Annotated in this window: 18 protein-coding genes and 1 riboswitch; of the genes, 10 read left to right on the plus strand and 8 right to left on the minus strand. The window is 63.5% G+C overall.

Annotation, left to right across the window (positions count from 1 at the left end; genetic code table 11):
• Nucleotides 1-4: 4 nt before the first annotated feature.
• Genes J8C05_RS04035 through J8C05_RS04065 form a run of 7 tightly spaced genes read right to left on the minus strand, consistent with a single transcriptional unit; the run spans nucleotide 5 to nucleotide 6,404 of the window.
• Nucleotides 5-1,840, minus strand: coding sequence for a serine/threonine-protein kinase (locus tag J8C05_RS04035; RefSeq protein WP_211422902.1), 1,836 nt, complete (start codon nucleotides 1,838-1,840; stop codon nucleotides 5-7).
• Nucleotides 1,841-1,877: 37 nt separating this feature from the next.
• The gene (cobT, locus tag J8C05_RS04040; RefSeq protein ID WP_211422903.1) at nucleotides 1,878-2,927 is read right to left on the minus strand and encodes a nicotinate-nucleotide--dimethylbenzimidazole phosphoribosyltransferase; all 1,050 of its coding nucleotides are present in this window, start codon (nucleotides 2,925-2,927) and stop codon (nucleotides 1,878-1,880) included.
• A complete protein-coding gene (locus tag J8C05_RS04045) occupies nucleotides 2,924-3,862 on the minus strand; it encodes an alpha/beta hydrolase (RefSeq protein ID WP_211422904.1) in 939 nt (312 codons plus the stop codon). Before J8C05_RS04045 ends, cobT begins: the two co-directional genes overlap by 4 nt.
• A gap of 57 nt (nucleotides 3,863-3,919) precedes the next feature.
• Complete coding sequence (purM, locus tag J8C05_RS04050; protein ID WP_211422905.1) at nucleotides 3,920-4,945, minus strand: phosphoribosylformylglycinamidine cyclo-ligase; 1,026 nt, start codon at nucleotides 4,943-4,945, stop codon at nucleotides 3,920-3,922.
• A gap of 14 nt (nucleotides 4,946-4,959) precedes the next feature.
• Nucleotides 4,960-5,229 carry a DUF3006 domain-containing protein gene (locus J8C05_RS04055; RefSeq protein ID WP_211422906.1) on the minus strand — a complete coding sequence of 90 codons (270 nt, stop codon included), beginning with the start codon at nucleotides 5,227-5,229 and terminating at the stop codon, nucleotides 4,960-4,962.
• Between the two features lie 25 nt (nucleotides 5,230-5,254).
• Nucleotides 5,255-5,704 carry a GatB/YqeY domain-containing protein gene (locus J8C05_RS04060; RefSeq protein WP_211422907.1) on the minus strand — a complete coding sequence of 150 codons (450 nt, stop codon included), beginning with the start codon at nucleotides 5,702-5,704 and terminating at the stop codon, nucleotides 5,255-5,257.
• A 16-nt stretch (nucleotides 5,705-5,720) separates the two neighbouring features.
• Nucleotides 5,721-6,404 (minus strand): DUF3386 family protein, encoded by a 684-nt coding sequence (locus tag J8C05_RS04065; RefSeq protein ID WP_211422908.1) that lies wholly within the window; start codon nucleotides 6,402-6,404, stop codon nucleotides 5,721-5,723.
• A gap of 235 nt (nucleotides 6,405-6,639) precedes the next feature.
• Here J8C05_RS04065 and J8C05_RS04070 point away from each other — a divergent pair, with 235 nt between their 5' ends.
• The 10 genes from J8C05_RS04070 (at nucleotide 6,640) to J8C05_RS04115 (ending at nucleotide 20,892) form a co-directional block, all read left to right on the plus strand.
• On the plus strand, nucleotides 6,640-7,707 hold the full coding sequence (locus tag J8C05_RS04070) for a type 1 glutamine amidotransferase (protein WP_211422909.1): 1,068 nt from the start codon (nucleotides 6,640-6,642) through the stop codon (nucleotides 7,705-7,707).
• A 191-nt stretch (nucleotides 7,708-7,898) separates the two neighbouring features.
• Nucleotides 7,899-8,103, plus strand: a riboswitch (cobalamin riboswitch).
• Nucleotides 8,104-8,273: 170 nt separating this feature from the next.
• The gene (cbiB, locus tag J8C05_RS04075) at nucleotides 8,274-9,227 is read left to right on the plus strand and encodes an adenosylcobinamide-phosphate synthase CbiB (protein WP_211422910.1); all 954 of its coding nucleotides are present in this window, start codon (nucleotides 8,274-8,276) and stop codon (nucleotides 9,225-9,227) included.
• Complete coding sequence (cobD, locus tag J8C05_RS04080) at nucleotides 9,224-10,333, plus strand: threonine-phosphate decarboxylase CobD (RefSeq protein ID WP_211422911.1); 1,110 nt, start codon at nucleotides 9,224-9,226, stop codon at nucleotides 10,331-10,333. Before cbiB ends, cobD begins: the two co-directional genes overlap by 4 nt.
• Before the next feature lie 31 nt (nucleotides 10,334-10,364).
• Nucleotides 10,365-12,821, plus strand: coding sequence for a TonB-dependent receptor (locus tag J8C05_RS04085; protein ID WP_211422912.1), 2,457 nt, complete (start codon nucleotides 10,365-10,367; stop codon nucleotides 12,819-12,821).
• Nucleotides 12,822-13,352 (plus strand): (2Fe-2S) ferredoxin domain-containing protein, encoded by a 531-nt coding sequence (locus tag J8C05_RS04090; protein ID WP_014099345.1) that lies wholly within the window; start codon nucleotides 12,822-12,824, stop codon nucleotides 13,350-13,352. It begins immediately after the preceding gene.
• Between the two features lie 6 nt (nucleotides 13,353-13,358).
• Nucleotides 13,359-14,324 (plus strand): ABC transporter substrate-binding protein, encoded by a 966-nt coding sequence (locus tag J8C05_RS04095; protein ID WP_211422913.1) that lies wholly within the window; start codon nucleotides 13,359-13,361, stop codon nucleotides 14,322-14,324.
• The gene (locus tag J8C05_RS04100; protein WP_211422914.1) at nucleotides 14,321-15,355 is read left to right on the plus strand and encodes a FecCD family ABC transporter permease; all 1,035 of its coding nucleotides are present in this window, start codon (nucleotides 14,321-14,323) and stop codon (nucleotides 15,353-15,355) included. The genes J8C05_RS04095 and J8C05_RS04100 overlap by 4 nt, the downstream gene beginning before the upstream one ends.
• Nucleotides 15,356-15,361: 6 nt before the next feature.
• A complete protein-coding gene (locus tag J8C05_RS04105) occupies nucleotides 15,362-16,168 on the plus strand; it encodes an ABC transporter ATP-binding protein (protein ID WP_211422915.1) in 807 nt (268 codons plus the stop codon).
• Nucleotides 16,169-16,367: 199 nt separating this feature from the next.
• Nucleotides 16,368-17,906: a cobyric acid synthase gene (locus J8C05_RS04110; RefSeq protein ID WP_211422916.1), complete on the plus strand. Its 1,539-nt coding sequence runs from the start codon at nucleotides 16,368-16,370 to the stop codon at nucleotides 17,904-17,906.
• Nucleotides 17,907-17,937: 31 nt separating this feature from the next.
• Nucleotides 17,938-20,892 carry a serine/threonine-protein kinase gene (locus J8C05_RS04115; RefSeq protein ID WP_211422917.1) on the plus strand — a complete coding sequence of 985 codons (2,955 nt, stop codon included), beginning with the start codon at nucleotides 17,938-17,940 and terminating at the stop codon, nucleotides 20,890-20,892.
• Here the strand turns inward: J8C05_RS04115 and selB are convergent.
• A complete protein-coding gene (gene selB, locus J8C05_RS04120) occupies nucleotides 20,882-22,771 on the minus strand; it encodes a selenocysteine-specific translation elongation factor (RefSeq protein WP_211422918.1) in 1,890 nt (629 codons plus the stop codon). The genes J8C05_RS04115 and selB overlap by 11 nt on opposite strands.
• Nucleotides 22,772-22,777: the final 6 nt, after the last annotated feature.

The following is a 22,777-nucleotide window of genomic DNA, read 5'->3' on the forward strand; positions in this document are numbered from 1 at the left end:
TGTGTCAGTCACGCGGACGACGTTTGTCTTTGTCCTTGTCGTCTTTGTCGCGTCCGATTTTCCAGATTTCCCAGAAACGGCGTTTTTCGCGTCTTTCCTCACGTCTTTCGGCCTGACGCTGCTCAGCGCGTGGGGCGCGCGCAGTCCCAGGGCCGGGTTGTGGGCGAGGCGTGGACGGCGGCTCCGTGCGGGTGGCTTCCGCAGGTGGTCGGGAGGGTGGAGGAGCGGGTGTTTCGGCGGGTGGTTGGGGCGGGCGTGCCGCTTCCGCTTCGTTCCGGGCTTTATTGGTTGTTGGGGAACGGCGGGCGGCAGGAGTTGTGGCTGGTGGAGCAGCAGGCACTGTTTCCCCTGGCGGGTTGGCTGGTGTGGTCGCTGATGGTGATGAAGCGGCTGAATGGTTTTCTCCCGACGGATTGGCAGCAGGGCTGGTGTCCGGGGATGGCCCGTCCGTAACTGGCGGTGCTGTAACAGCCGGTCTTTCGACAGGGGATGTCACCGGAGCCGTAGGGCGCATCCAGCTTGTTGCCACCAGCCCCCCAACCAGCAGTACGGCCGAGATACCGCCCACAATACCCAGCCGCTGAACTGCCCTGGAGCGCGATTCGGGGGCCTTGGCCGTGGTCACGGTCTGAACCGTGACCATCTCCGGCGCCGGTGTGGACGCCGCGCCGATAGCCAGTGTGCCCGTTCCGGCTCTCGGCGTGGGAGCCGCCGGGACCTGGCTCAGAGGGGATGATGACACCGACGATGAAGCCGGCCCGTCAGTGCCCACGGGGTTTCCGATGGCAAAGGTCCCTCCCACCGTGTCTTGTGTGGCCGGAGTGGGTTGAAGACTGCTGCCCTGAAGGGTGGCTTTCTGGGCCGGGCCTGCTTCCGCCGCCAGTGTGCTGTCATCCGTCGGCGCCTTGAACGGTGTTGGTGTTGGCAGGGAAAGGGGAATGACCGGACTGGGCTTCGCGCCATAGGCCGCGGCGTAGGCTGCTTCGAGACGGTTCCACCAGTCAGCCACCGAGTCCGGGCGGTCGGAGGGCTTTTTGGCCAGCGCCGTCAGGACGGCTTCTTCCAGTACCGGAGGCACGTCGGGGTTGAGTTCCCGGAGTGGTGTCGGCGGCTTCTGAATCTGCGCCGTGAGAATGGCGGCAACCCGCCCCCGAAACGGCGGTTGCCCAACCAGCATCTCGTAGGCAATCACGGCCAGACTGTAGAGGTCAGACCGCGCATCCAGGTCCTCGCCGCTGCAATGTTCGGGTGACATGTAGGCCGGTGTTCCCACCAGTTCACCCGTGCGCGTGATACTCGACGAAGTTTCAGCCTCTTCGACGGTTTTGGCCAGCCCGAAGTCGAGAACCTTGACCGTGGTGCTGCCGTCATCCCGCCGCTTGAGCATGATGTTGTCCGGCTTGAGATCGCGGTGGATGATGTTGCGGCGATGGGCAAACTCAACGGCGGCACAGACTTCGCGCAGAATCGGGAGCGCCAGCGGGGGTGGCAGTACCCCCTGTTCCAGCAGGATATGGCGTAGTCCCTTGCCCTCGACAAACTCCAGAATCAGGTAAGCGCCGCCGTCAGGAAGCTTGCCGAAATCATAAACCGTGACGATGTTGGGGTGTTCGGTGGCAGCCGCCGTGCGTGCTTCCCGGAAGAAACGTTCGAGTGAGCCTTCAACCGTCAGAATTTCCGAACGCAGGACTTTGACGGCTACGGTCCGCTCCAGGAGCAGATGGCGGCCGCGATACACTGCACCCATGCCACCCTGTCCCAGGATGGCTTCCAGCCGAACCTTGTTGTCAATGATGCTCCCTACCAGGGATGACTCGGACGCCGTATCGGGCTGGGGCATAGGTCTGGCTCACATGTTTGGTTGGGGTTGCGTGACTTTAGCCCATCTGGGCCTCAGCAAAGGTCACCATGCCTACGTGCAGGCTACATGCTGCATCGAGAATTGAAAATGCCAAAGCCGCGCCGCTGGCTTCGCCCAGACACAGGTCAAGCTGCAAGAGCGGCGTCACTCCCAGCAAATCAAGCAGCACCTGATGCCCCGGCTCGGCCGAACAATGCCCAAACACCATGAACTCGCGCGCCGCCGGTGCCAGGGCGACGGCTACGGCTGCGGCGGCCGTCGAAACGTATCCGTCGGCAACAGCCACGAGTCCTTCAGCCGCACACCCCAGAAACGCCCCACACATGGCGGCCAGATCAAGCCCCCCAACGTTCACCAGGATGTCGTACGGAGCATCGGGGCGCAGGCGATGGCGTTCGAGGGCGTGCCGGATGACATCCGCCTTGTGCGCGACGCCTTCCGGTGAAAGTCCGCTGCCACGGCCTGTCACCAGTTCGGGTGGCTTGCCGGTCAGGGCCGCCGTGACCGCGGCTGCCGCCGTCGTGTTGCCAATGCCCATTTCACCAATCGCCACGGCCCGGATGCCCCGTTGACGAAGTTCGGACACCGTTGTGTAGCCAGCGTGCAGGGCGGCGGCGCATTCCTCCGGCGTCATGGCCGGTTCGTGGGCAAAGTTGCGCGTCCCACGGCGTACCTTGCTGTGCCGGATACCAGGCAGGTGCAAAACATCGGCGTCAATGCCGACATCACAGATGACGAGTTCACTGCCGGTGAGTCTGGCGAGAACAGCAATCGCTGCCCCGCCGCCGATGAAGTTGTGCAGGTGCTGGTGGGTGATCCGTGTTGGAAACGCATTGACGCCTTCGGCACAGATGCCATGGTCGGCGCAAAAAACCACAATTGCCCGTGGCCGGGACTGTGGGGTTTCCGTCGCCTGAATGGCAGCTATCCGGGCTGCCAGGGTTTCCAAGCGGCCGAGACTGCCCGGCGGTTTGACAAGGCTGGCCTGCCGCACTGCTGCCTTTTCTGCCCAGACCGGCTGCGGTGGATGGATGTTTTCCAGAAGACTTTGCCACCAGTGCGTCATGACAGCGTACCGAAGGCCCGGCGCAGCGCGGCTGCCGATTCATCGAGGGCGCGGGAAGCGTCGTCAAACAAGCCCGTCAGCGCGAAAAAGCCGTGCAGCATGCCGGCATAGCAGGAAACCGAGGTGGTCACACCGGCGGCTTCAAGGCGCCGGGCATACGCTGTGCCTTCGTCCCGCAGGGGGTCGTACTCAGCCACGATGATGTGCGCCGGAGGCAGCCCGGACAGGTCTTTTTCAAAGAGCGGTGAGAGATAGGGATGCCGCCGGTCCTGGTCGGCCGGGACGTAGTGGCGCAAAAACCACTGCATGGTTTCTTTCGTCAGCAGGTAGCCTGTGCCGTAAGCCTCATAGGACGGTTGGCTGTGGGTGACATCGGTCACAGGATAGACGAGCAACTGGAACACCGGCAGCTTTCCCTTGCGATTGCGCGCCATCAGGGCGGCCACGGTGGCCAGGTTGCCGCCAGCGCTGTCGCCCGCAACGGCAATCCGCGCCGGATCGCCGCCCAGTTCGGCCGCGTGGGCGGCCGTCCATTGCAGGGCGTCGTAAGCGTCAATGGGCGCTGCCGGGAAGGGATGTTCCGGGGCCAGCCGGTAGTCCACCGAGACCACCAGCGTCGGAGTCCGGTTGGCCAGAATGCGGCAGACGTTGTCGTGGCTGTCGAGATTGCCAATGACGAACCCGCCGCCGTGGAAGTAGAGCGTGATAGGCAACGGCTGGTCGCTCGGCGGCGCGTACAGGCGAACGGGAATTTCAGCCTGGCTGCCCGGAATGCGCCGTTCCTCGATGCGGGCCACAGGTTCCGGCGGCCCGGCCAGGGCCCGGAGCGCGAGGAAGGACGCCCGCGCCTGCTCCGGCGTCAGCGTCCACATGGGCGGATTGCCCAGCGCTGCCATCTGGTTGAGAAAAGCTTCTGCTTGTGGATGCAGGGGCATCGGATACACCTCCGCTGCCAGGCGTGCGCGTTGTTCCCGCCCGGCTCAAGTCAGCTCTCACGTCAGCCGCACCGTCTGATCGCCGGCGATGATCTGTCCAATCGTGAAGACTTCATAGCCGCGCGCGCGCAGGTTTTGGGAAACGGCCTCGGCGTCGCCTGCGGCCACGACCAGCGCCATGCCGATTCCCATGTTGAACACCCGGTAGCTTTCTTCTTCAGGAAGCTGCCCCAGGGCGACGAGGTGGGAAAAGACCGGCAGGATGGGCCAACTCCCGCGCCGAAGTTCAACCGCACATCCTTCAGGCAGGATACGGGGCAGGTTGTCAAGCAGACCGCCGCCGGTAATGTGCGCCAGCCCTTTCACCTGTCCGCTGCCGAGCAGAGGTTCGAGCGCCGGCAGATAGCACTGGTGCGGTTTGAGAAGTTCTTCGGCCACCGTACAGCCCAGGGCTTCAACCTGCGTGTCGGTTTCGTAGCGCGCCGTCTCGAAAAACAGTTTCCGCGCCAGGCTGTAGCCATTCGTGTGTAAGCCTACCGAGGGCAGGCCCAGAACGACATCGCCGGGGCGGATGGTTTTCCCGTCAATGATGTGGGGACGGTCCACCCAGCCAACGATGAAGCCGGCGATGTCATACTCGCCATCGCCATAGAAACCGGGCATCTCGGCCGTTTCGCCGCCGATGAGGGGACAGCCGAAGTTGCGGCAGGCCCGGGCCAGTCCGTCCACAATCGCGGCCACGATACTGGGGGCAAGCCGGCCCGTGGCGATGTAGTCGAGAAAAAACAGCGGGCGCGCACCCTGAACGAGAATATCGTTGATGCAGTGGGCAACCAGATCGTAACCCACGGTGTGGTGAATGCCGGTCAGAAAGGCGATTTTGAGCTTCGTGCCAACGCCGTCGGCGCTGGCCACGAGCACCGGGTCGGTGGCGCCGGCAAAGGTCGGGCGAAACAGTGCGCCGAAGCTGCCGATGTCACTGAGCACCTGGGCGTTGAACGTCGTCTGTGCCAGGTGGCGGATGCGGCGCTTGGCTTCCTGAGCGGCCGCCAGATTCACGCCGGCGTCACGGTATGTCACCACGGTGGTTTCCCCATTCAGAGATAAAAATCTTTCTGGTCCGGGTCCTGGCCCTGGGTCAGTTCGCGGAGCAGCGTTTTGACTTCGGCCTGGGCGCGCAGACGGGCGTCCTCGTCGAGTGTGAAGGTCACACGCAGGTGATCGCCTTCGCGCAACCCGGCCGGAAGCAGGCTCACCGGACAGTCGAAATACACCCGGTCGTTGTCGTGGAGCACAAGCCGGGCAAGGCCCTCGGTCAAACTGTCCACGACGAGGTGGCAGGCGCTGGAAGTTGCCGGATCGTCCATGGGTATCGGCCTTTCAGATAATGGCTTAGGCGGAGAGTTTGGCGCGCACGAGGTCATTGACGGCTTTCCCGTCGGCGCGGCGTCCGGCCAGCCTGGCCATGACGGCTTTCATCACCCGGCCGATGTCCTTGGGTGAACTGGCTCCGGTTTCGGCAATGACAGCCGTGACGATGGTCTCCAGTTCGTCGGCGCTGACGGCCGCCGGCAGGTAGCTTTCCAGAAGTTCCAGTTCGGCCTGTTCCCTGGCGGCCAAATCTGCGCGCCCGCCCTTGGCAAAGGACTCGGCGGCTTCCCGGCGCTGTTTGATCAGGGTCGAAAGCAGCGCCATGACTTCGGCATCGTCAAGCTGGTGCTGCACCTCGATTTCCTGTTTCTGAAGCGCCGCCTTCACCATGCGCAGGGCTTCGAGGCGGGCGGTGTCCCTGGTTTTCAGCGCCGTGGTGAGGTCGGCAAGCAGGCGTTCACGAAGCGTCATACAGGCTCAATCAGACTTAATCCGCCAGCAGGGTAAGGTCATGCAGTTCGATGGCGCGAACCGTCGTGATGCCTTCCTGGTTGGTTTCGATGATACGGATGAAAGTGGGCAGGTGGATGCCGCCAACGGGCGCGTAGTGTTCCGTGTACTGGGCCACGCCCGAAAGCCGGCCGGTTTCGGGATCGAAGTAGGTCACAACGTAGTGCCTGGGCAGGTTACGCCCGTCTTCAGTGATGACCACGTCAAGCGTGGTGATGGTGAAGCGCGAGCCGTGCATCTGCCGGCAAACTTCGGTGATGACGCCATCCTGAATCCGGTAGCTGGAGCCGAGCGGGTCGCCCTCGAACACGATTTTGACCCCCAGGGCATTGTCCTCGCCTTCGGCAATGAACACGGGATAGTTGGTCGGCACGGGCATCCCGCCGCTGCGCTCCAGCCGGTGCGCCAGGTTCATCGCCAACACCCCGCGCAGCCACTCCAGGCTCTCCTGGCTCGCGCCGGGAAGGTCAAGGGTGATGTCGCGGATGGTTTTCAGCGTGACGTGGCCGGTGAAGGTGTGGCTGCCTTCGCGGAAGGTCACGGCCGCCATAAAACCGTGAAACTGGTCGTCCGGGAAGGTGGCCCGGCGGGCACGCGCGTCTTGCAGCAGCGTTTCGGCCATTGTGGAAGGGGCGTCGGGTACGGTGACAGAAACAGCCATGGTACGTTATCTTGAAACGGGTTCAGGTTTTTGAGCCGGCGAAGGGAGATGCGTCCAACAGCATACCCAGCACGGCCGTGGTCGTGCAATCCCGCGTGCGGTCAGGATGATGGATGCACGGTGTGTATTTTGACAAACCTTCGGCGGATTGGCTACGGTAAGCGAATACGGTTTGATGTTGGTTGTCCATGGTTCCCCAACGGCGTCCCCGTGACGAGGAAAGGACTGTGTTTCTATGGCGCGACAGTGGAAAAACTACTGTGAGTTCGAGCCTATCGTGCAACGCATCGAGCACATGCGGGTGCTGGTGCTGGATAATCTCATCGCCTGCATGTCTGACCTCAACGAGAAAGCGAAGGACGAACCCAACTTCGATGCCGAGGCGTGGGTTGCCGAAGAACGCAAGATCGCTGGATTCGCCATCGGAAACATCACCCAGAACATCAACAACCTGGTTGTCAAGCCACACTGGCTGGTGGTCCGCCTCAATGAGCTGACGGATGCCCGGGTCGCCGATTTTGACCCCGATGCCATCATCATCAGCGGCACGCTGCGCGACTTTGATCTCTACAATCCGAAACTCATGGCCAACCTGGAGTCCTTTCTGCAGCGCACGACGGTTCCCGTGCTGGGCATCTGTGGCGGACATCAGATTATGGGGCAGGCGTTTGGCGTCCGGGTGGTGACGTTGGACGGTTTGAACCCGTGGGAAAAACGTACCGAGCGCATGCGGGAGTACCAGTATTACCTCATCCACGTCCTGCGCCCACAGGACCCGCTGTTTGCTGGCATCCTGACCGAACGTGGGCGGCGGCTGCCGAAAAATACGCTTCGGGTGTGGCAAAACCACGGGCTGATGCTGGAGCGCGTGCCACCCGGATTTTCGTTGCTGGCCAAAAGCGAGTTGACCCGCAACCAGATCATGGTCAAACGCGGCGACGGGCAGTTGCTCTATGGCGTGCAGTTTCACCTCGAAAAATCCTTCGAGGACTGGCGCAAGCTGCCCAGCCCGTGGGAACACCGGAACGAAAGCCGGGACGGACGGCGGATGTTTGAGAACTTTCTCATCGAGGCGCTCAAACACCGTGGTAAGGCGGATTTGGTACACGAGAAAGCCATTCTGCCGGCGCCGGTTGTCCAAACCCAGCCGGCCCAGCCGGCCTATGCGGTTGCGGCGAGTGGGCAACGGCTCAACGGGCATGGCAGTTCCGGGAAAGCGCTTCCGCCAGCGCGTCCGGCGGCGGAAGTCCCTACGCCGGAAGCAGAAGGCGAATACATTGCCGACCGCCTGACCGGCCTCTGATTCCGGCCATTTTCCTGACCCGGTTCCTGATTCCGGGCCATCGCTGCCCAAGGCATTTCCACGCCGGGGCCGAAAGCGGTATCTGCGCCGTTCCTTCCCGTGTGCGTACCGGCCACACGTTCAAGCTGGCTCTTGCGTCCGTCTGTTTCTCTTGCGTCCGTCTGTTTCAGGATATAGCTTGTCTGCAGAGTAAGGTTCTTTTGGTTTTGGGTGCCCGTTGCTTCAAGCAAGCGAACGGGAGAATAGGGAAGCGGGTGCAAATCCCGCACGGTCCCGCCACTGTGACGCCAACATCAGGTTTCGCGCCATTTCCTCAGTGAGCCACTGCGCACCAGCGTGGGAAGGCGCGGCGCGAAACGGCGAAGTCAGGAGACCTGCCCAGAGCCACGCGCACGGAAAGCTTCTCGCGGAAGGAGCTGCGCGGCCAACAGTCTGCCGACCCGTGCCCTTTTTGGGCGCAGGTTCCTCGCCTGTTTGCTTTCCAGTGCGTGCGACTGAAGTTGCCGGGGCTTTTGACGCCCTGACTGGCTTGGCCCGTCTTGTCAACGTGGGCCACGGAAGCGTTGATGTCGCCGCTGTTCCTGATTGCCGCCTACACCCTTGACCGCCTCATTGGCGATCCGCCGTGGCTGCCCCATCCCGTACGCTGGATGGGACGCTTCATTACCATCGGCGAGCAGGGACTGCGCCCGTTGACCGCAGGGCCGGCCAGCCTGTTTCTGGCCGGAACCGGCTTGTCACTGGCGCTGGTGGGTCTCAGTTATGGCGGCAGTTGGCTGGCTTTGCGCAGCCTGTGTGCCTGGTCGCCGACCTTTGGCGCCATGGTCATGGTCTATCTGGCCGCCACGACGCTGGCGATCAAAGACCTGCTGGACGAAACCGCCACGGTCGTTGACTGTCTGCTTTGCCATGACCTGCCGGGCGCGCGGGCGCGGGTGGCGCGGATTGTCGGACGCGATACTGTCGAACTCAGTGAAAGCGAAGTCTGCCGGGCAACGGTGGAAACGCTGGCCGAAAGCGCCTCGGACGGCATCATCGCGCCCTTGTTCTATCTGGCTGTGGGCGGCGTTCCGGCGGCGCTGGCCTACAAGGCCATCAACACCCTCGATTCCTGCATCGGTCACAAAGACGAACACTACTTCTGGTTTGGCAAGTTCGCGGCACGGCTGGATGACCTTGCCAACTGGCTTCCGGCACGGCTGACGGCACTGCTGCTGGTGGTCGCCGCTGCACTTGGCGGCGCGGACTGGCGCGGCGCGCTGTCCACGTGGTGGCGGGATGCGCACCGCCACGCCAGCCCGAATGCCGGGCATCCCGAAGCCACCATGGCCGGCGCGCTTGGCGTCCGCCTGGGCGGCCGCAACACCTACGCCGGCGTTCCCCACGTCACACCTTTTCTCGGTCAGGCTCTCCGTCCGCTGGACATAGTCGCTGTTGAAACGGCGCGGCGGCTCGTGGCCCGGGTCTCCTGGCTCGGCTTCGCAGCGGCGCTCATCTTCTGCCTGGGAGGGCCCCGATGAATCCTTCTCCGTGGTTACTCGCACATGGTGGACGTGTTTTCGAGGCGGCGCAGCGGTTGGGCATTGCGCCGGCGGACGTGCTGGACTTCAGCGCCAGTCTCAATCCCTGGGGGCCGCCAGCTTCCGTCAGGTCGGCGGTGGCGCAGGCAGACTGGACACATTACCCCGACGACACGGCGCTGCGCGCCAGTTTTGCACAGCGCTATCGGCTCGATCCGGCAGCCGTGGTGGTCGGCAACGGCGTATCGGGACTGCTTTTTGATGCCTTGCGCATCTGGCGTCCCCGGCGCGTCCTGCTGCTGGAACCTTCCTTTACCGAGTACCGCCGGGCGCTCGTGGCCGTCAACGCCTGTCTCGTCACCTGGCCGCTGCGTGCTGAAGACGGTTTTCAGCCCAACTTCGGGCAGCTTGGGCCGTTCATCCGCGAAACGCGCGTGGATACGGTCCTGCTCAACACACCGCACAACCCAACCGGCGTCGCCTATCCGCCGGAGCACCTGCTGGAGTTCGTCCGTACCGTGGCCCAGCACAGCGTACGGGTCGTGCTGGACGAATCCTTTGTGGATTACCAGCCCGAAAACTCCCTGATTCAGAAAGCCGCCAACCTGCCCAATGTCGTCGTCCTGCGTTCGATGACAAAGTTCTACACGATGCCGGGGTTGCGCGTCGGGGTCGCCGTTGCCTACCCGCCGCTGGCACAGGAGTTGCGCCGTCAGACGGCCGCCTGGCCCGTCGGCGTACCGGCGCTCGAAGCCGCCCGGGCCGCCCTGGCCGATGAGGATTTTGCTTCCCGGACGCGCCTGCGTACCGAGTGCGCCCGGCGCACCTTTGCCCACGCCCTCGATGAACTCGGCTGCACGGTGTTTCCCAGTGCGGCCAACTTTTTGCTTCTCCGCCTGCCACGCGGCACAGGGACGGATTTGGCCCGCTGGCTGGAACCACACCACGTCCTCATCCGCCGCTGCACGGATTTTGTCGGTCTGGACGACCGCTATGTGCGGGTTGCCGTCCGCGACGATGCCGCCAACGCGCATCTGGTTGCCTTGCTGGTGCGCTGGCTTGGAGAACAGCAGCGGGTGGGCTTGACTGATTCGGAAAATTCTTAGTTAGTATCAAAGCGAAAGGAAAGCATCCGTCATGAACTCCATACTCCGTTGCCTAGCTGTCAGTGCGATGTGGTGGCTGCTGCTTGTCGGCAGCGCCGCGGCCCAGTCCAATGCCATTCGGGGACGCATCCTGGATGAACAGGGAAGCCCCGTTCCCAATGCCAGAGTGGCCCTGCAGGGGCGTGATGTCAGTGTGCGGCTCACGACGGTCAGCAGCGCCAACGGCGAATATGCCTTTGAAAACGTAGCCGGACGCGAGTACCTCATCGAGGCCGAAGCCCCCGGCTTTGCCCGCACAACGCGCCGCGTCACACCCGGCGAAGCCGCCGATATTACCCTCAAGGTGGAGGGGATTGCCGATGTCGTGGTGGTCACAGCCGCCGGCGCACCCCAGACCGTGGATGAGGTCTCCAAGGCCATCACCGTCATTGACCGCCAGGAAATCCTTGACCGCAATGAGTTTGCCCTCTACGAAGTGCTGCGCACCGCGCCGGGTATCCAGATTCTCAACAACGGCGGTCCGGGCGCCTTTACCCAGCTTCGGACGCGGGGGCTGCGCCCGGATGCCACAGCCATCCTCTACGACGGGTTGCGCTTCCGCGATGCCTCAACCACGCAGGGTGATGCCACATCGTTTATGTCCAACCTCAACTTTGTGGATTTCGGACGGGTGGAGTTTCTGCGCGGGTCGGGTTCGTCGCTCTACGGAACGAATGCCGTGGGCGGCGTCGTCAATATCGTCTCCAATCCCGGCGGCGGCCCGACAACCGGCTCACTGCAACTCGAAGGTGGCGGACTGGGACTGTTTCGCGGACGGTTTCAGCTCCAAGGCGGGCTGGCCGGCGACCGTTTCACCTACAGCTTTGCCACAACGCACCTCAACGTCACACGCGGCGTCAACGGCTGGACGCCCACGCGCAGCACGGGGGTTCAGGGAACGCTGCGCTATGACTTCACGCCCAACATTTCGTTGACCGGGCGCGTCAATGCCTCAGACGACTTTGTGGCGCTGCAAATCAGTCCGACGACGGCAGGCATTCCGGCGGCCAACTTTCCCACGGTCGGCGTCATTCCGGCGCGGTTTCTGCCGGCCGACCAGGTGCGGCGGCTGATTGCCGGTGTGCCGTCCTCCCAAATCATCTGGGGAGATACGACCATCATTCCCAACCGGCAGGACCCGGACAACCGCCGGTCGTCTGACTTTGCCATGGGAGCGGTCATCTTCAACCACACCATCAACCCGACGGTAGGCTACCGGGTGGCGTGGCAGCGGGTGCATACGGCGCGCGTCTTTCAGAACGGCCCCGGCGGCTTTGGCTTCCAGCCGGTTACTTCCAACTTCCTCAACTATGTCGGCGACATTGACACCGTGGATGCACGGGTCAACTGGCAGCCGGCGCGCTGGTTCACCTTTACGGCCGGCTACGAGTTTGAACACGAAGCCTACTTTGACCGGCAGGACAACCGCCTGCCCGATCCCCAGCGGCGGGTGAACGTACAGACCAACATCAGCCAGAACGCCCATGCCGGCTACTTTCAGGCGCAGTTCCGGTTGCTCGAAGACCGGCTTCAGCTTTCCCTGTCGGGACGGACGCAGGGCTTCCGGTTGAACCGTCCCACGTTTGTGGCGACCGGGACGACCAGTGCCTACGCCAACGTGCAGCTCAAGGCGCCGCCAACGGCCTACACCGGAGACATTTCGGCTTCGTATTTCGTCCCGACAACCAGGACCAAGCTGCGCGCCCACGTGGGCAATGCCTATCGCGCGCCGGCGCTCTATGAACGCTTCGGGGGCGGCTTTTTCAACAATCCCCGCACCGGTCTGGTCAACTTCACGCCCTATGGCGATCCGTTCCTCGCCCCGGACCGGTACAACTCGTTTGACGCCGGAGTGGACCAGTATTTTTTCCGCGACCGGCTGCAAATCGGTATCACCGGCTTTTACACCCGCGTCGTGCAGATTACGGCCTTTGATTCAAGCGGCGTGCTGAATCCGGCCACCGATCCTTACGGGCGCTCTTCGGGATACATCAACGGTTCGGGCGGTATTTCACGCGGCGTTGAGGTCAGCTTCAATGCACGTCCCACGACGACGCTGACGCTGAATGGTTCCTACACCCACACCAGCGCCGGCACGGACCGCGACGTATCGGTACGCGGCTTTTTCCGCATCTTTGGCGTTGCCGAACACACCTTCACCTTTGTGGCCAATCAGGCACTCGGCAAGCGCGTCAATATCAACTTTGACCTGGCGGCCTACAGCCGCACCTATGCGTCGCTGTTTGCCGTCAACCGGTCACGGGCATTTGAAGTGCCGGGCTATGTCAAGGCCGATGTGATGGGCAGCTACACCCTTCCGGTCGGCAATGACCGGACGCTGCGCTTCTATGGCCAGGTTGAAAACATGTTCAACCGGCGTTACTTCACTGGAAACGGCTGGCTGGCGCCGGGTGTCGTTGGCCGCGGTGGTGTGGCCTTCCAGTTCTAGGTGGCAGCCGAAATGGAAGCCGGGCCGCCAGACCGTTTTCTCGATGTGGTGCGCGCCGATGGCGTCGTCAGGGAACTGCGCGTCATCGAGGGGCAGCTTTTCGTCTGCCAGGGCTGCTGCTGCGGACAGACGGAGCGGGGGATTCCAGCCGTACCGCTCGACGCCTACAAGCGTGAGTGGAAAGGGCGTGGGCTGCGGTTGCGCGTGCACCTGACAGTCACCGGCTGCTTGGGCCCGTGCCCACTGGCCAACGTCATCCTCATTCTCTTTGGCGGGGAAACGGTCTGGCTGCACTCCGTCAACGATGAAGCGACCGTGATGGCGGTGTTTGACTACCTTGAAGCCATGCTGGCCGCCGGGCGGTATCTCCCGCCGCCCGGCGCGCTGGCGGCGCGGCATTTCAACCGCCACATCTTTGATTCCGCTTCACCCGGCGTCTGGCGCAGTGAGAAGCGGAGTGACCTGACGCAACCGCCTTCAGCAGACCCGGCGGCAGGACAGGTGACAGCTGTCGGAAAGGTGTCCGGGTAAGCCTTCATGACACGACTTCTGGCCAATCTGGGACTGGTGGTATTGGCGCTGGGGCTGTCGGCGCTGGCCGGGAAGTACGGCTTTGCCTGGCAAAAAGCTGCGCTTTCGATGCCGCACCACAGCGACAACACCGCAGCGCAGCGCCCATCACGCATCATTTCAACCGAATACAATGTCAATGAAATCGTCATGGACATGGTTGCGCCGGAGCGGATTCTGGCGCTCAGCCAGGATGCCGACAATCCGGGCCTATGCAACATCTTGGAACGCACCGCGCAGATTCCGGGACGGGTGGCGTCCAATCCGATCCGGGTCGAGCAAATTCTGGCGCTCGAACCGGATGTGGTCTTCGTTGGGGCTGCGTGCCCGGCAGAAACCGTGTCGTTGCTTGAGCTGGGCGGTGTGCGTGTCGTACGCATCAACCGTGGTTATACGATTAGCGAAATTCAGGAAAACATCCGGCTTATTGGCAACGCCGTTGGCGAACCGGCGCGGGCGGAAGACCTGATTGCCGGGATGAATCGTGAACTGGCGACTATCCGCCGCATTGTGGCTGATGCGCCAGCGCCACGGGCGCTCTACATCGGGAGCGGTTATGGGTACACCGCCGGGATTGACACCTACACCGATGAGTTACTTCATGCGGCCGGCGCGCGCAATGCCGCACGGGAAGCCGGCATCAAGGCGTGGGGCAAAATCGCCCTCGAAACGGTCATTGAGATGGACCCGGATGTGATTTTTGTACCCGACACCGGCGGTCGCGCGCACGGTGCCGTCGGTATGCGGCTGGTCATTCCGCCAAAACCACTCGAACAGGACCCGGTGTGGCAGGACGTGCGGGCCGTCAAATCCGGCCGGGTGGTGACGTTGCCCTCAAGCCTGCTGCTCTGTAACTCGCACTACAACACGCGGGCGGCGTGGGCTATGGCACGGGCGCTGCATCCTGACCGGTTTCAGCAGAATTCGCCATGACGCGCCGTGACGCATGGATGTTGACCGGATTGACGCTGCTGCTGACCGGGGTGGTCATTCTGGCAACCGCTCTGGGGACAGCAAATGTGCCCCCGCTGCGCGCCATGCGCATCCTGTGGGATGTCCTGACCGGCAACGAAGGTGACTATCCGGCGTGGCAGCGAACCGTCCTGTTGTGGGTACGTCTGCCGCGCGTCCTGACAGCGGCGCTGGTCGGAGGCGGGCTGGCGCTGACCGGGGCCGTGATGCAGGCGATTTTTCGCAATCCGATGGCGGAGCCGGGCATCATCGGCGTCTCAGCCGGAGCAGCTTTTGGCGCGGTGACGGCGCTGTACCTTGGCGCGACGACCTTCTCGATGCTGCTGGCCCCGACGGGCGCTTTCATCGGCGCGCTCGGCTGTACGTTTGTCGTCTATGCGCTGGCATCCAGCGGACATGGACGGCTGTCGGTCACGACCCTGTTGTTGTCGGGGGTTGCCGTGGGCAGTATCGTATCGGCCCTGACCTCGTTTGTGCTCGCTTTGTCGCTGCGCCAGTGGGAGGTCGGGCGGCAGATGCTTTCTTGGCTGATGGGGGATTTTGAAGGGCGCTCGTGGGGCCACGTGGCGCTGGTATTTCCGCTGACCCTGGTGGGGAGTGTCTGGCTGGCACTGCACGGCCGGGAACTCAACCTGCTGCTGACCGGTGAAGAATCCGCGCTGTCGCTGGGGATTGACGTGCCGGCGCTGCGCCGCAACCTGATTGTCTGGGCTTCGCTGGTGACGGCAGCGACGGTCTCGGCCGTGGGGGCCATCGGGTTTGTTGGCTTGATTGTGCCGCACCTGTTGCGTCTGGTGATGGGGCCGGACAACCGCCGTCTGTTGCCAGCGGCGTTTCTGGGCGGAGCGGCCTTTCTGGTGGTGGCTGACATGGTGTGCCGTCTGGCGTCTCTGTCGGACTTGCGTCCGGGTGTCGTCACCTCGCTGGTCGGTGGGCCGTTCTTTCTCTACCTGCTCATCCGATCGCGGCGTGCGTGGGCGGCATCGGTGTGAAGCTTTATGGCGGTTCTCGAACTCAACGACGTGTGGTTTGAGGTTGACGGCAAGGCCATTGCGCGCGAAGTGTCCCTGTCGCCAGCGCCGGGCAGCTTTCTGGCGCTGATCGGGCCGAACGGCTCCGGGAAGACAACGGTGCTCCGGTTGCTCGCCGGGCTGTTGTCGCCAACCCGTGGGGCGGCCTATCTGGAAGGACGTGACCTGCGCGAGTGGTCGCGCCGGGAAGTCGCGCGGAAGGTGGCCGTCGTGCCACAGGACACGCATCTGGATTTTGCTTTTACTGTGCGTGACATCGTGGCCATGGGGCGGCACGCGCATCTGGGGCGTTTCCAGCCGGAAGGGGCGCACGACCGCGCTGTGATTGAGCAGGCCATGGCGCGGGCCGACATCCTGGATTTGCGCGCGCGGCTGGTCACAGAGCTTTCCGGCGGAGAGCGCCAGCGCGTCCTCATTGCGCGCAGCCTGGCAACTGAAGCGCCGACCATTCTGCTCGATGAACCCACGGCCAGTCTGGATGTGGCGCATGCGCTTGAAACCTACGAGCTGTGCCGAAGGCTGGCCCGCGAAGGCAAAACCATCGTGATGGCCGTCCACGATCTCAATGCCGCCGCCCGTTATGCTGACCGGGTGGCGGTGATGCAGGGTGGGCGGTGTGTGGCGCAGGGCCAGCCCGAAGAGGTGATGAACGAGTGCCTGCTGGCCGAAGTGTTTGGCGTACAGGTGGAAATGTACCGGTCACGCGGCGGGTGGATGAGTTTTGTCTTTCACCTGGGGCCGGTTGCCGCTGAAGTGGCGGAGTATCCGCGCTAGTCCTCTGAACAGACCCGTGCATCGGGCAGGCCTGTTTTTGCCGTAAGTGTCTGGGGGAGCGTCGCCCGGAATGGCCGGGCTGATCGCCACAGAGGGCTGGCTTTGCCGTGGACATCATGGCTAAAAGCACGGTGGTTCTCTTTGGCAGCCCACTTTTCGGGACATACCCGGACAGACGCAGACAGAGGAGGTGTTCACCATGCCGGCGCGGGCGCTGATGGTGCTGGGGACGGCATCCCATGTGGGCAAGTCGCTGCTGACGGCCGGGCTGTGCCGCATCTTCCGGCAGAACGGCTGGCGCGTTGCTCCGTTCAAGGCGCAGAACATGGCACTCAACTCGGCGGCCACACCCGACGGCGGAGAAATCGGCCGGGCCCAGGCGCTTCAGGCCGAAGCCTGCGAACTGGCCCCGACGACCGACATGAACCCGATTCTCATCAAGCCGTCGTCTGATCAGACGGCGCAGTATGTCGTTCAGGGGAAGGTTTGGCGCAACCTGACGGCGCGCGATTACTTTTCTTTTCGGGTACGGGAACTGTTCCCGCGTGTTCTGGAAAGCTACACCCGCCTGGCTGAACAGTTTGATCTCATCATTCTCGAAGGAGCCGGCTCGCCGGCAGAAATCAATCTCCGTGACTACGACATCGTGAACATGCGCATGGCGCACGCGGCCAATGCCGCCTGCCTGCTGGTGGGGGATATTGACCGGGGCGGAGTGTTTGCCTCCCTGGTTGGAACCCTCGTCCTGCTGGACGAAGCCGACCGCGCGCGGATTCGTGGAACGGTCATCAACAAGTTCCGGGGCGACCGCAAGCTGCTCGAACCGGGGCTGGCCATGCTCGAAGCTCATACGCAGCGGCCATGTGTGGGCGTCATCCCATACCTGCCCAACCTCAAGCTCGATGAGGAAGACAGCGTGGCGCTGGAAGACCGCCGGACACCGGCCCGCATCTGGAAGAGCTTGCCAAACACGCCGGAGCGACCGCTGCGCATTGGCGTCATCGCGCTGCCGTGGATGTCAAACTTCACGGATTTCGACGCGCTGGCCGCAGAGCCGTCCGTGGCCCTGGCCTTTCTGGAACGTCCCGAGGACCTGGCCGGGGCGGATGTCATCATCCTGCCTGGAACCAAGCAAACCCTGCACGACCTGCGCTACCTCCGCGAACATGGCTTTGTGCCGCCGCTGCTGGCGCATGCCCGGAACAGGCCACTGGTGGGCATCTGCGGTGGGATGCAAATCCTTGGGCAGCGGATTGAAGACCCGACCGGCGCGGAAGGCGGCGGCTGGGACGAAGGGCTGGGATGCCTGCCCATTATGACCGTGCTGCGGTCTGAAAAGTGGACGACGCCAGCCGTTGGACGCTGGCGGCCGCCGACCCTGTTTGGCCGGCCGGTGCAGAACCTGCGCGCCGAAGGCTATGAGATTCATCTGGGCGAGACCGTCTATGCCCCCGGCGCTGAAGGGCTGTTCGACGTAGTGCGCGCCACCGGGGAACAGGTCGTGGATGGCGCCGTTTCACCGGATGGACGAATCATCGGAACGTACTTGCACGGACTGTTTGATGACGACAATTTCCGGCATCACTTCATCGCGGCTGTCCGCCGCATGTGTCATGTATCGCCGGCCGAAAGCCTGCGCAGCTACCGGCTGGAGCGACGGCAACGCCTGGACGATCTGGCGGCGGCTTTGCGTACGGCGCTTGACCTGAACCAGATAGAGCGTTGGCTCGCAGTCTGATCGCCCCCAAGCTTTCCTTCCCCTCGTACGTATGAGATTTCGCCTCACCCGCCATCCATTTACCGTCGTCACCTGTGGCATGGCGGCCGTGGCGTTGTTTTACATCGTCTTTGCGATAGTTGTTCTGGGGCGCTACGGTGGGTATGAAAAGGATTTCGGGTGGCAGTACAAGGTTGAAGCTGACCACTATGCCCTGGCGGCCAGGGATGAGTCCTTGCGCGAGGTGGACGGCTGGCGGCTGGTGGCCATCAATGGCGACACGCGGCTGTTTCCCATCGCCCGCGACCGGATGATATGGCTGCACCTGCGTGACATCGCACCGGGGCAGACCTACACCCTGCAGGTTTCCCGGGGGGCGGAGATGCGGGAACTGACCCTGACCGCGTCTCTGCGCTGGCAGTGGCAACTCGTGTGGCACGCGCTGGCATACGGCCTCGTCACGCTGTCGTTTGCCGGTTTTGCGCTCTTTCTGGGGTTTCTGCGCCCGGAAGACGGACTGGCGCGGCTGGCGGCGCTGGCCGCTTTTGCCACATCCGCCATTCCCTGTTTTCGCATGCTGGAACCGGTCGCGCCGTTGTTCTCAACGGTGGAGTTGACCCTGTTCTATGCCATGGTCACGTCGTACCCGATCTTCCTGGCGCTGGGGGTGCACTTCTACGCCCGTTTCCCGTCGCGCGCGCGGCTGGCTGCGGTATGGCGTCCGGTCATTGTGCTTGGCTACGTGCTTGGGGCGCTCATTGGGGGTGGGTATCGCTGGCTGGACTGGGTGACGGTGCAGGGGCGGCCGCAGGCCATCGAGTTGATGATCCGCTTCGGGACGGTTTTTTATGCCCTTGACCCACTGGCGCTGGTGTACCTGCTGGCCGGGTTTGTCGTGCTGGTTGTGGTTGTCACCGGGAACTACCGGCGTTTGAAGGAACCAGACGACCGCCGCCGAATTCAGTGGGCCGTGTATGGGACGCTGGTCGGTATTGCTCCCTTTGCCGTGTTGACCGCCGTCGAGGTGGTTTTTGGCGCGTATCGCGGGGCGCTGGCCGCCAATCCAACCTACCAGCTTCTGACCTTTTTTTCCGAGATAACCTACATCGCCATCCCGGTGACACTGGGTTACACCATCGTGCGCCACCGGCTGTTCGATGTGAAGGTCATCGTCCGGCGGGGGGTGCAGTACGCCCTGGCCAAACGCGCCCTGACCGCACTGGTTGTCGTCCCGCTGGCCTGGCTGGTGTTGATGGCCCTGCTCAACACGCACATGACCATTCGTGAGCTGTTTCTGACGAACCCGCTCTCGGTGGCGCTGGGCATCTTTGCGGCGCTGGCCCTGCGTTTCCAGGCACCATTGCAGCAGTGGATTGATCGCCGTTTCTTCCGGGACCAGTATGACCGTGAGCGGTTGCTCATCGAACTTCCCGAACAACTCAAGCAACAGACCTCGCTGGACGAGCTGACCGACCTGGTGACGCGGGAGGTCACAACCGCACTCCGCCCAAAAACTTTTCGTCTGGTGTTTCTCTCCACGGCAGTGGGTCAGGAAACCCTGGCGGAAACCCAGAAGCCAAGCCGGTATCTGTCGCTGCCGGAGCGTTCTCCGCTGGCGGACTACATGCAGTTGGCGACGGGGGCCCAGGAGGTGCCGCTGCCGCCGGAAGTGCAGCTCAGTGCGTTTGAACTGTCCATTCTTGAACAGGTGCAGGCTGCCTTACTCGTGCCGATGAAGAATGCCGATGGGCGGCTCGTCGGTCTGATGATGCTGGGGGAAAAACAATCGGAAGAACCCTATTCGGCGCTTGACCGTCAGACGCTGCAGGCCATCGGCGCACAGGTTGGCATCATTCATGACAACACCCGGCTCCGGGCACACGTGGAACGGGCTGAACGGATGCGCCGCGAAGTGCTGGCACGCCTGGACGAACAGGAAATCAACCTGGTCAAGGAATGTCCGGTGTGCGGCCGGTGCTACGATGCCAACGTCAACCTCTGCGCCGATGACCGGGCGGAACTCACCCTGTCTCTGCCGGTCGAGCGGGTCATCGAAGGGAAGTACCGCCTGGACAGCCTGCTGGGAAAGGGCGGGATGGGCGCGGTCTATCTGGCCCACGATCTGCGCCTCAACCGGTCGGTGGCCGTCAAGGTCATTCTGGCGCACCTGTTTGGCGATCCGGCGGCGCTGCGCCGTTTTGAACGCGAGGCGCGCACGGCGGCGGCGCTGCGCCATCCCAATCTGGTGGCCGTGTACGACTTCGGGCGCACCGGGGCCGGGGGCGCGTACCTCGTCATGGAAGTGGTGCGGGGACGCTCCCTGCGGGCCGAACTGCGCCAGCGCGGACGACTGGACGGCCCGACGGCGGCGCTCTGGTTCGACCAAATCTGCGAGGGGGTCAAAGCCGCCCATGCGGCCGGGATCGTTCATCGTGACCTGAAGCCCGAAAATGTGGTCATCTGCCGTGACGAAGGGAGCCTGCCCCTGATCAAGGTGCTCGACTTTGGGCTGGCCAAATCCAGCCTCGAAGATGAGCAGACCATCACGCGCCCCGGCATGGTGATGGGAACGGTGGGCTACATGGCGCCGGAACAGGCCATGGGGCGTGAAGCCGTCGCCGGCAGCGACATCTTCTCGCTGGGCGTCATGCTGGTCGAGGCCGTGACGGGTGAGGTGCCATTCCCGCGCCGCAACTTCAGCGAGTATGTCGTCGCTGTCAGAAACCAGGCCATGCGTTTGTCTTTGGGGGCGACACCGGAGGCGCGGACGCTGGAGCGTATCGTGCGCCGTGCCCTGTCACGTGAGCCGGAAGACCGGTATGTATCGGTTGCCGAGTTTCAGGCGGCTGTCATCCCGGCCCTGCGGTTCTATGCGGTGCATCCAGCCGCCGCGCCAAAACCTGCCTCAGCCGACGATATGCCAACTTTGCCCGCTCTCCGCCATCTGGAAAATTCCACCCACGCTCCCACCCTCGCCGAACCGGCCGCGCCGGACATCAAGCCATAAGGCGGGTGTTGCCATACCGCCGGGTGACGCCGGTTTGGTCAAGCCATTCGAGCAGGGGAATGGCGTACTTGCGCGGCAGGTCGAACAGCACCTTGAAAGCCCCCACATCGAGGGTTTCACCTTTCGTTTTTGCCTGCCGCAGGCGCGCCAGCAGTTCGGACGCGGCTTCAGCGTGCAGAAGAAAATCCCCGACCCGCACGAGCCGCCCTTCGGTCAGGAGCAGTTGAACGTCGGCCAGTACGTGCCCTTCCGGGCGGCTGGTCAGACGGCACAGGTCAGGCAGGGTCGGCATGTGCCATCCGGCCTGGCGGCAGAGCTGTTCCACGGTCTGTTTCAGCGCCGTATCAGCGGCAGAAAGTTGAATCTGGTGACTGGCCAGCCGCATCGTCCGCGCATCCGCGAAGACGCGCTGCTCCCGGACGAGCTGGGCCACAGCCTGCTGGAACACTTCGGCCGGCAGGTCGTGGGCCGTTCGCTGCCGGATTTCCTCCCGGGGCAGATCAGGTTGGCGGGGCCGTTCCCGGTGGAGCATTTCGAGCGTCATAGTGATGTTCTGACAGAGCTGGTCGAGGGCTGTCTGTGCGACCAGACGCCGGGCCGGGCCAAGGAAGACACACTCCGGGGTGCGGCGGGCAAAGGCTTCCAGTTCGGCATCGCTGTCGCCGGTCAGGCTGGCCAGTTCGGCAAGCGTCAACCCGGTCGCGCCAGTGCGCCGGACAAATGCCATCCGCCGCTGGTCGCCGCCAGCCGCCAGTTGTTTCAGCAATTCATCTGTCTGCCGCCAGCGGCCGCGCCGGCGCGGTGGATGGGCATCGAGAACCTTGCCGCCGCCAATGGTTGTCGCCGGTGAGTAGCGCCGGAGAATGAACCGGTCATCGGGCAGGGCCAGCAGAGGCGCTTCCAGCCGGAGTTGGGCAAAACCGACGTTGCCGGGGGGCAGCTCGCGCCGACCGTCGAGCAACGTCACCCGCGCCATGACTTCGCTGGTGCCGTGGTGCAGGCGTACGCGGGCGTCATCCGTCAGAGGGGAGGGCGCGGTGGCCAGCAACTCAAGCTGTACGTCAAGGCGCGACGTTGGATGGAAGCGGTGCAGTGGTGTGACGACATCACCCCGGCGCAGGTCGCCAACCTCCAGAGACGCGAGATTGAGGGCCACCCGTTCCCCGGCGCGGACTTCCTTGCGCGCGACGCCGTGGACTTCAAGCCCGCGAATCCGTGTGACGAGTCCGCCCGGCTCGATGCTGACTTCTTCCCCAACGGCGAAAGTTCCTGAAATCAATGTTCCTGTGACAACCGTTCCAAAGCCCGGCCGGGTGAAGATGCGGTCAATGGGCAGCCGTGGCGGACGGGCGACCGCGTGGGGGCGGACAGTTGCCGCTTCGCCGGCCAGCGCCTGAAGCAACGCCTCGCATCCCGCGCCAGTGCGGGCACTGACGGCCACGACCGGTTTGCCGGCCAGAAAGGTGCCCTGGGTGAAGCGGGTGACATCATCCCGGATGAGCGCCAGCCAGTCGGGTTCGACCAGATCGCACTTGGTCAGGGCAATGACGCCGTGGGAAAGTCCCAGCAACTGGCAGATGGCCAGATGCTCAACGGTCTGGGGCATGACGCCTTCATCGGCTGCAATGACCAGCAGCACCAGGTCAATGCCGTGGGCTCCGGCGAGCATGTTTTTGATGAACCGCTCGTGGCCGGGCACATCCACAAAGGCAAACCGCCAGTCCCGGTAATTCAGGTGGGCAAACCCCAGGTCAATCGTCATGCCGCGCCGCTGCTCTTCGGGCAGCCGGTCCGGGTTGGTGCCGGTCAATGCCTGGACAAGCGAAGTTTTGCCGTGGTCAATGTGGCCGGCCGTGCCGATGATGACGCTGCGTTCCATGCTGAC

Source organism: Chloracidobacterium sp. N, assembly GCF_018304765.1.
Lineage (GTDB): Bacteria > Acidobacteriota > Blastocatellia > Chloracidobacteriales > Chloracidobacteriaceae > Chloracidobacterium > Chloracidobacterium aggregatum.

Bases quoted from the DNA above. Each gene is read 5' to 3' on its own strand.
- J8C05_RS04035 (WP_211422902.1), bottom strand. From the start codon at position 1,840: ATGCCCCAGCCCGATACGGCGTCCGAGTCATCCCTGGTAGGGAGCATC.
- cobT (WP_211422903.1), bottom strand. From the start codon at position 2,927: ATGACGCACTGGTGGCAAAGTCTTCTGGAAAACATCCATCCACCGCAG.
- J8C05_RS04045 (WP_211422904.1), bottom strand. From the start codon at position 3,862: ATGCCCCTGCATCCACAAGCAGAAGCTTTTCTCAACCAGATGGCAGCG.
- J8C05_RS04055 (WP_211422906.1), bottom strand. From the start codon at position 5,229: ATGGACGATCCGGCAACTTCCAGCGCCTGCCACCTCGTCGTGGACAGT.
- J8C05_RS04060 (WP_211422907.1), bottom strand. From the start codon at position 5,704: ATGACGCTTCGTGAACGCCTGCTTGCCGACCTCACCACGGCGCTGAAA.
- J8C05_RS04065 (WP_211422908.1), bottom strand. From the start codon at position 6,404: ATGGCTGTTTCTGTCACCGTACCCGACGCCCCTTCCACAATGGCCGAA.
- J8C05_RS04070 (WP_211422909.1), top strand. From the start codon at position 6,640: ATGGCGCGACAGTGGAAAAACTACTGTGAGTTCGAGCCTATCGTGCAA.
- cbiB (WP_211422910.1), top strand. From the start codon at position 8,274: ATGTCGCCGCTGTTCCTGATTGCCGCCTACACCCTTGACCGCCTCATT.
- cobD (WP_211422911.1), top strand. From the start codon at position 9,224: ATGAATCCTTCTCCGTGGTTACTCGCACATGGTGGACGTGTTTTCGAG.
- J8C05_RS04085 (WP_211422912.1), top strand. From the start codon at position 10,365: ATGAACTCCATACTCCGTTGCCTAGCTGTCAGTGCGATGTGGTGGCTG.
- J8C05_RS04095 (WP_211422913.1), top strand. From the start codon at position 13,359: ATGACACGACTTCTGGCCAATCTGGGACTGGTGGTATTGGCGCTGGGG.
- J8C05_RS04100 (WP_211422914.1), top strand. From the start codon at position 14,321: ATGACGCGCCGTGACGCATGGATGTTGACCGGATTGACGCTGCTGCTG.
- J8C05_RS04105 (WP_211422915.1), top strand. From the start codon at position 15,362: ATGGCGGTTCTCGAACTCAACGACGTGTGGTTTGAGGTTGACGGCAAG.
- J8C05_RS04110 (WP_211422916.1), top strand. From the start codon at position 16,368: ATGCCGGCGCGGGCGCTGATGGTGCTGGGGACGGCATCCCATGTGGGC.
- J8C05_RS04115 (WP_211422917.1), top strand. From the start codon at position 17,938: ATGAGATTTCGCCTCACCCGCCATCCATTTACCGTCGTCACCTGTGGC.
- selB (WP_211422918.1), bottom strand. From the start codon at position 22,771: ATGGAACGCAGCGTCATCATCGGCACGGCCGGCCACATTGACCACGGC.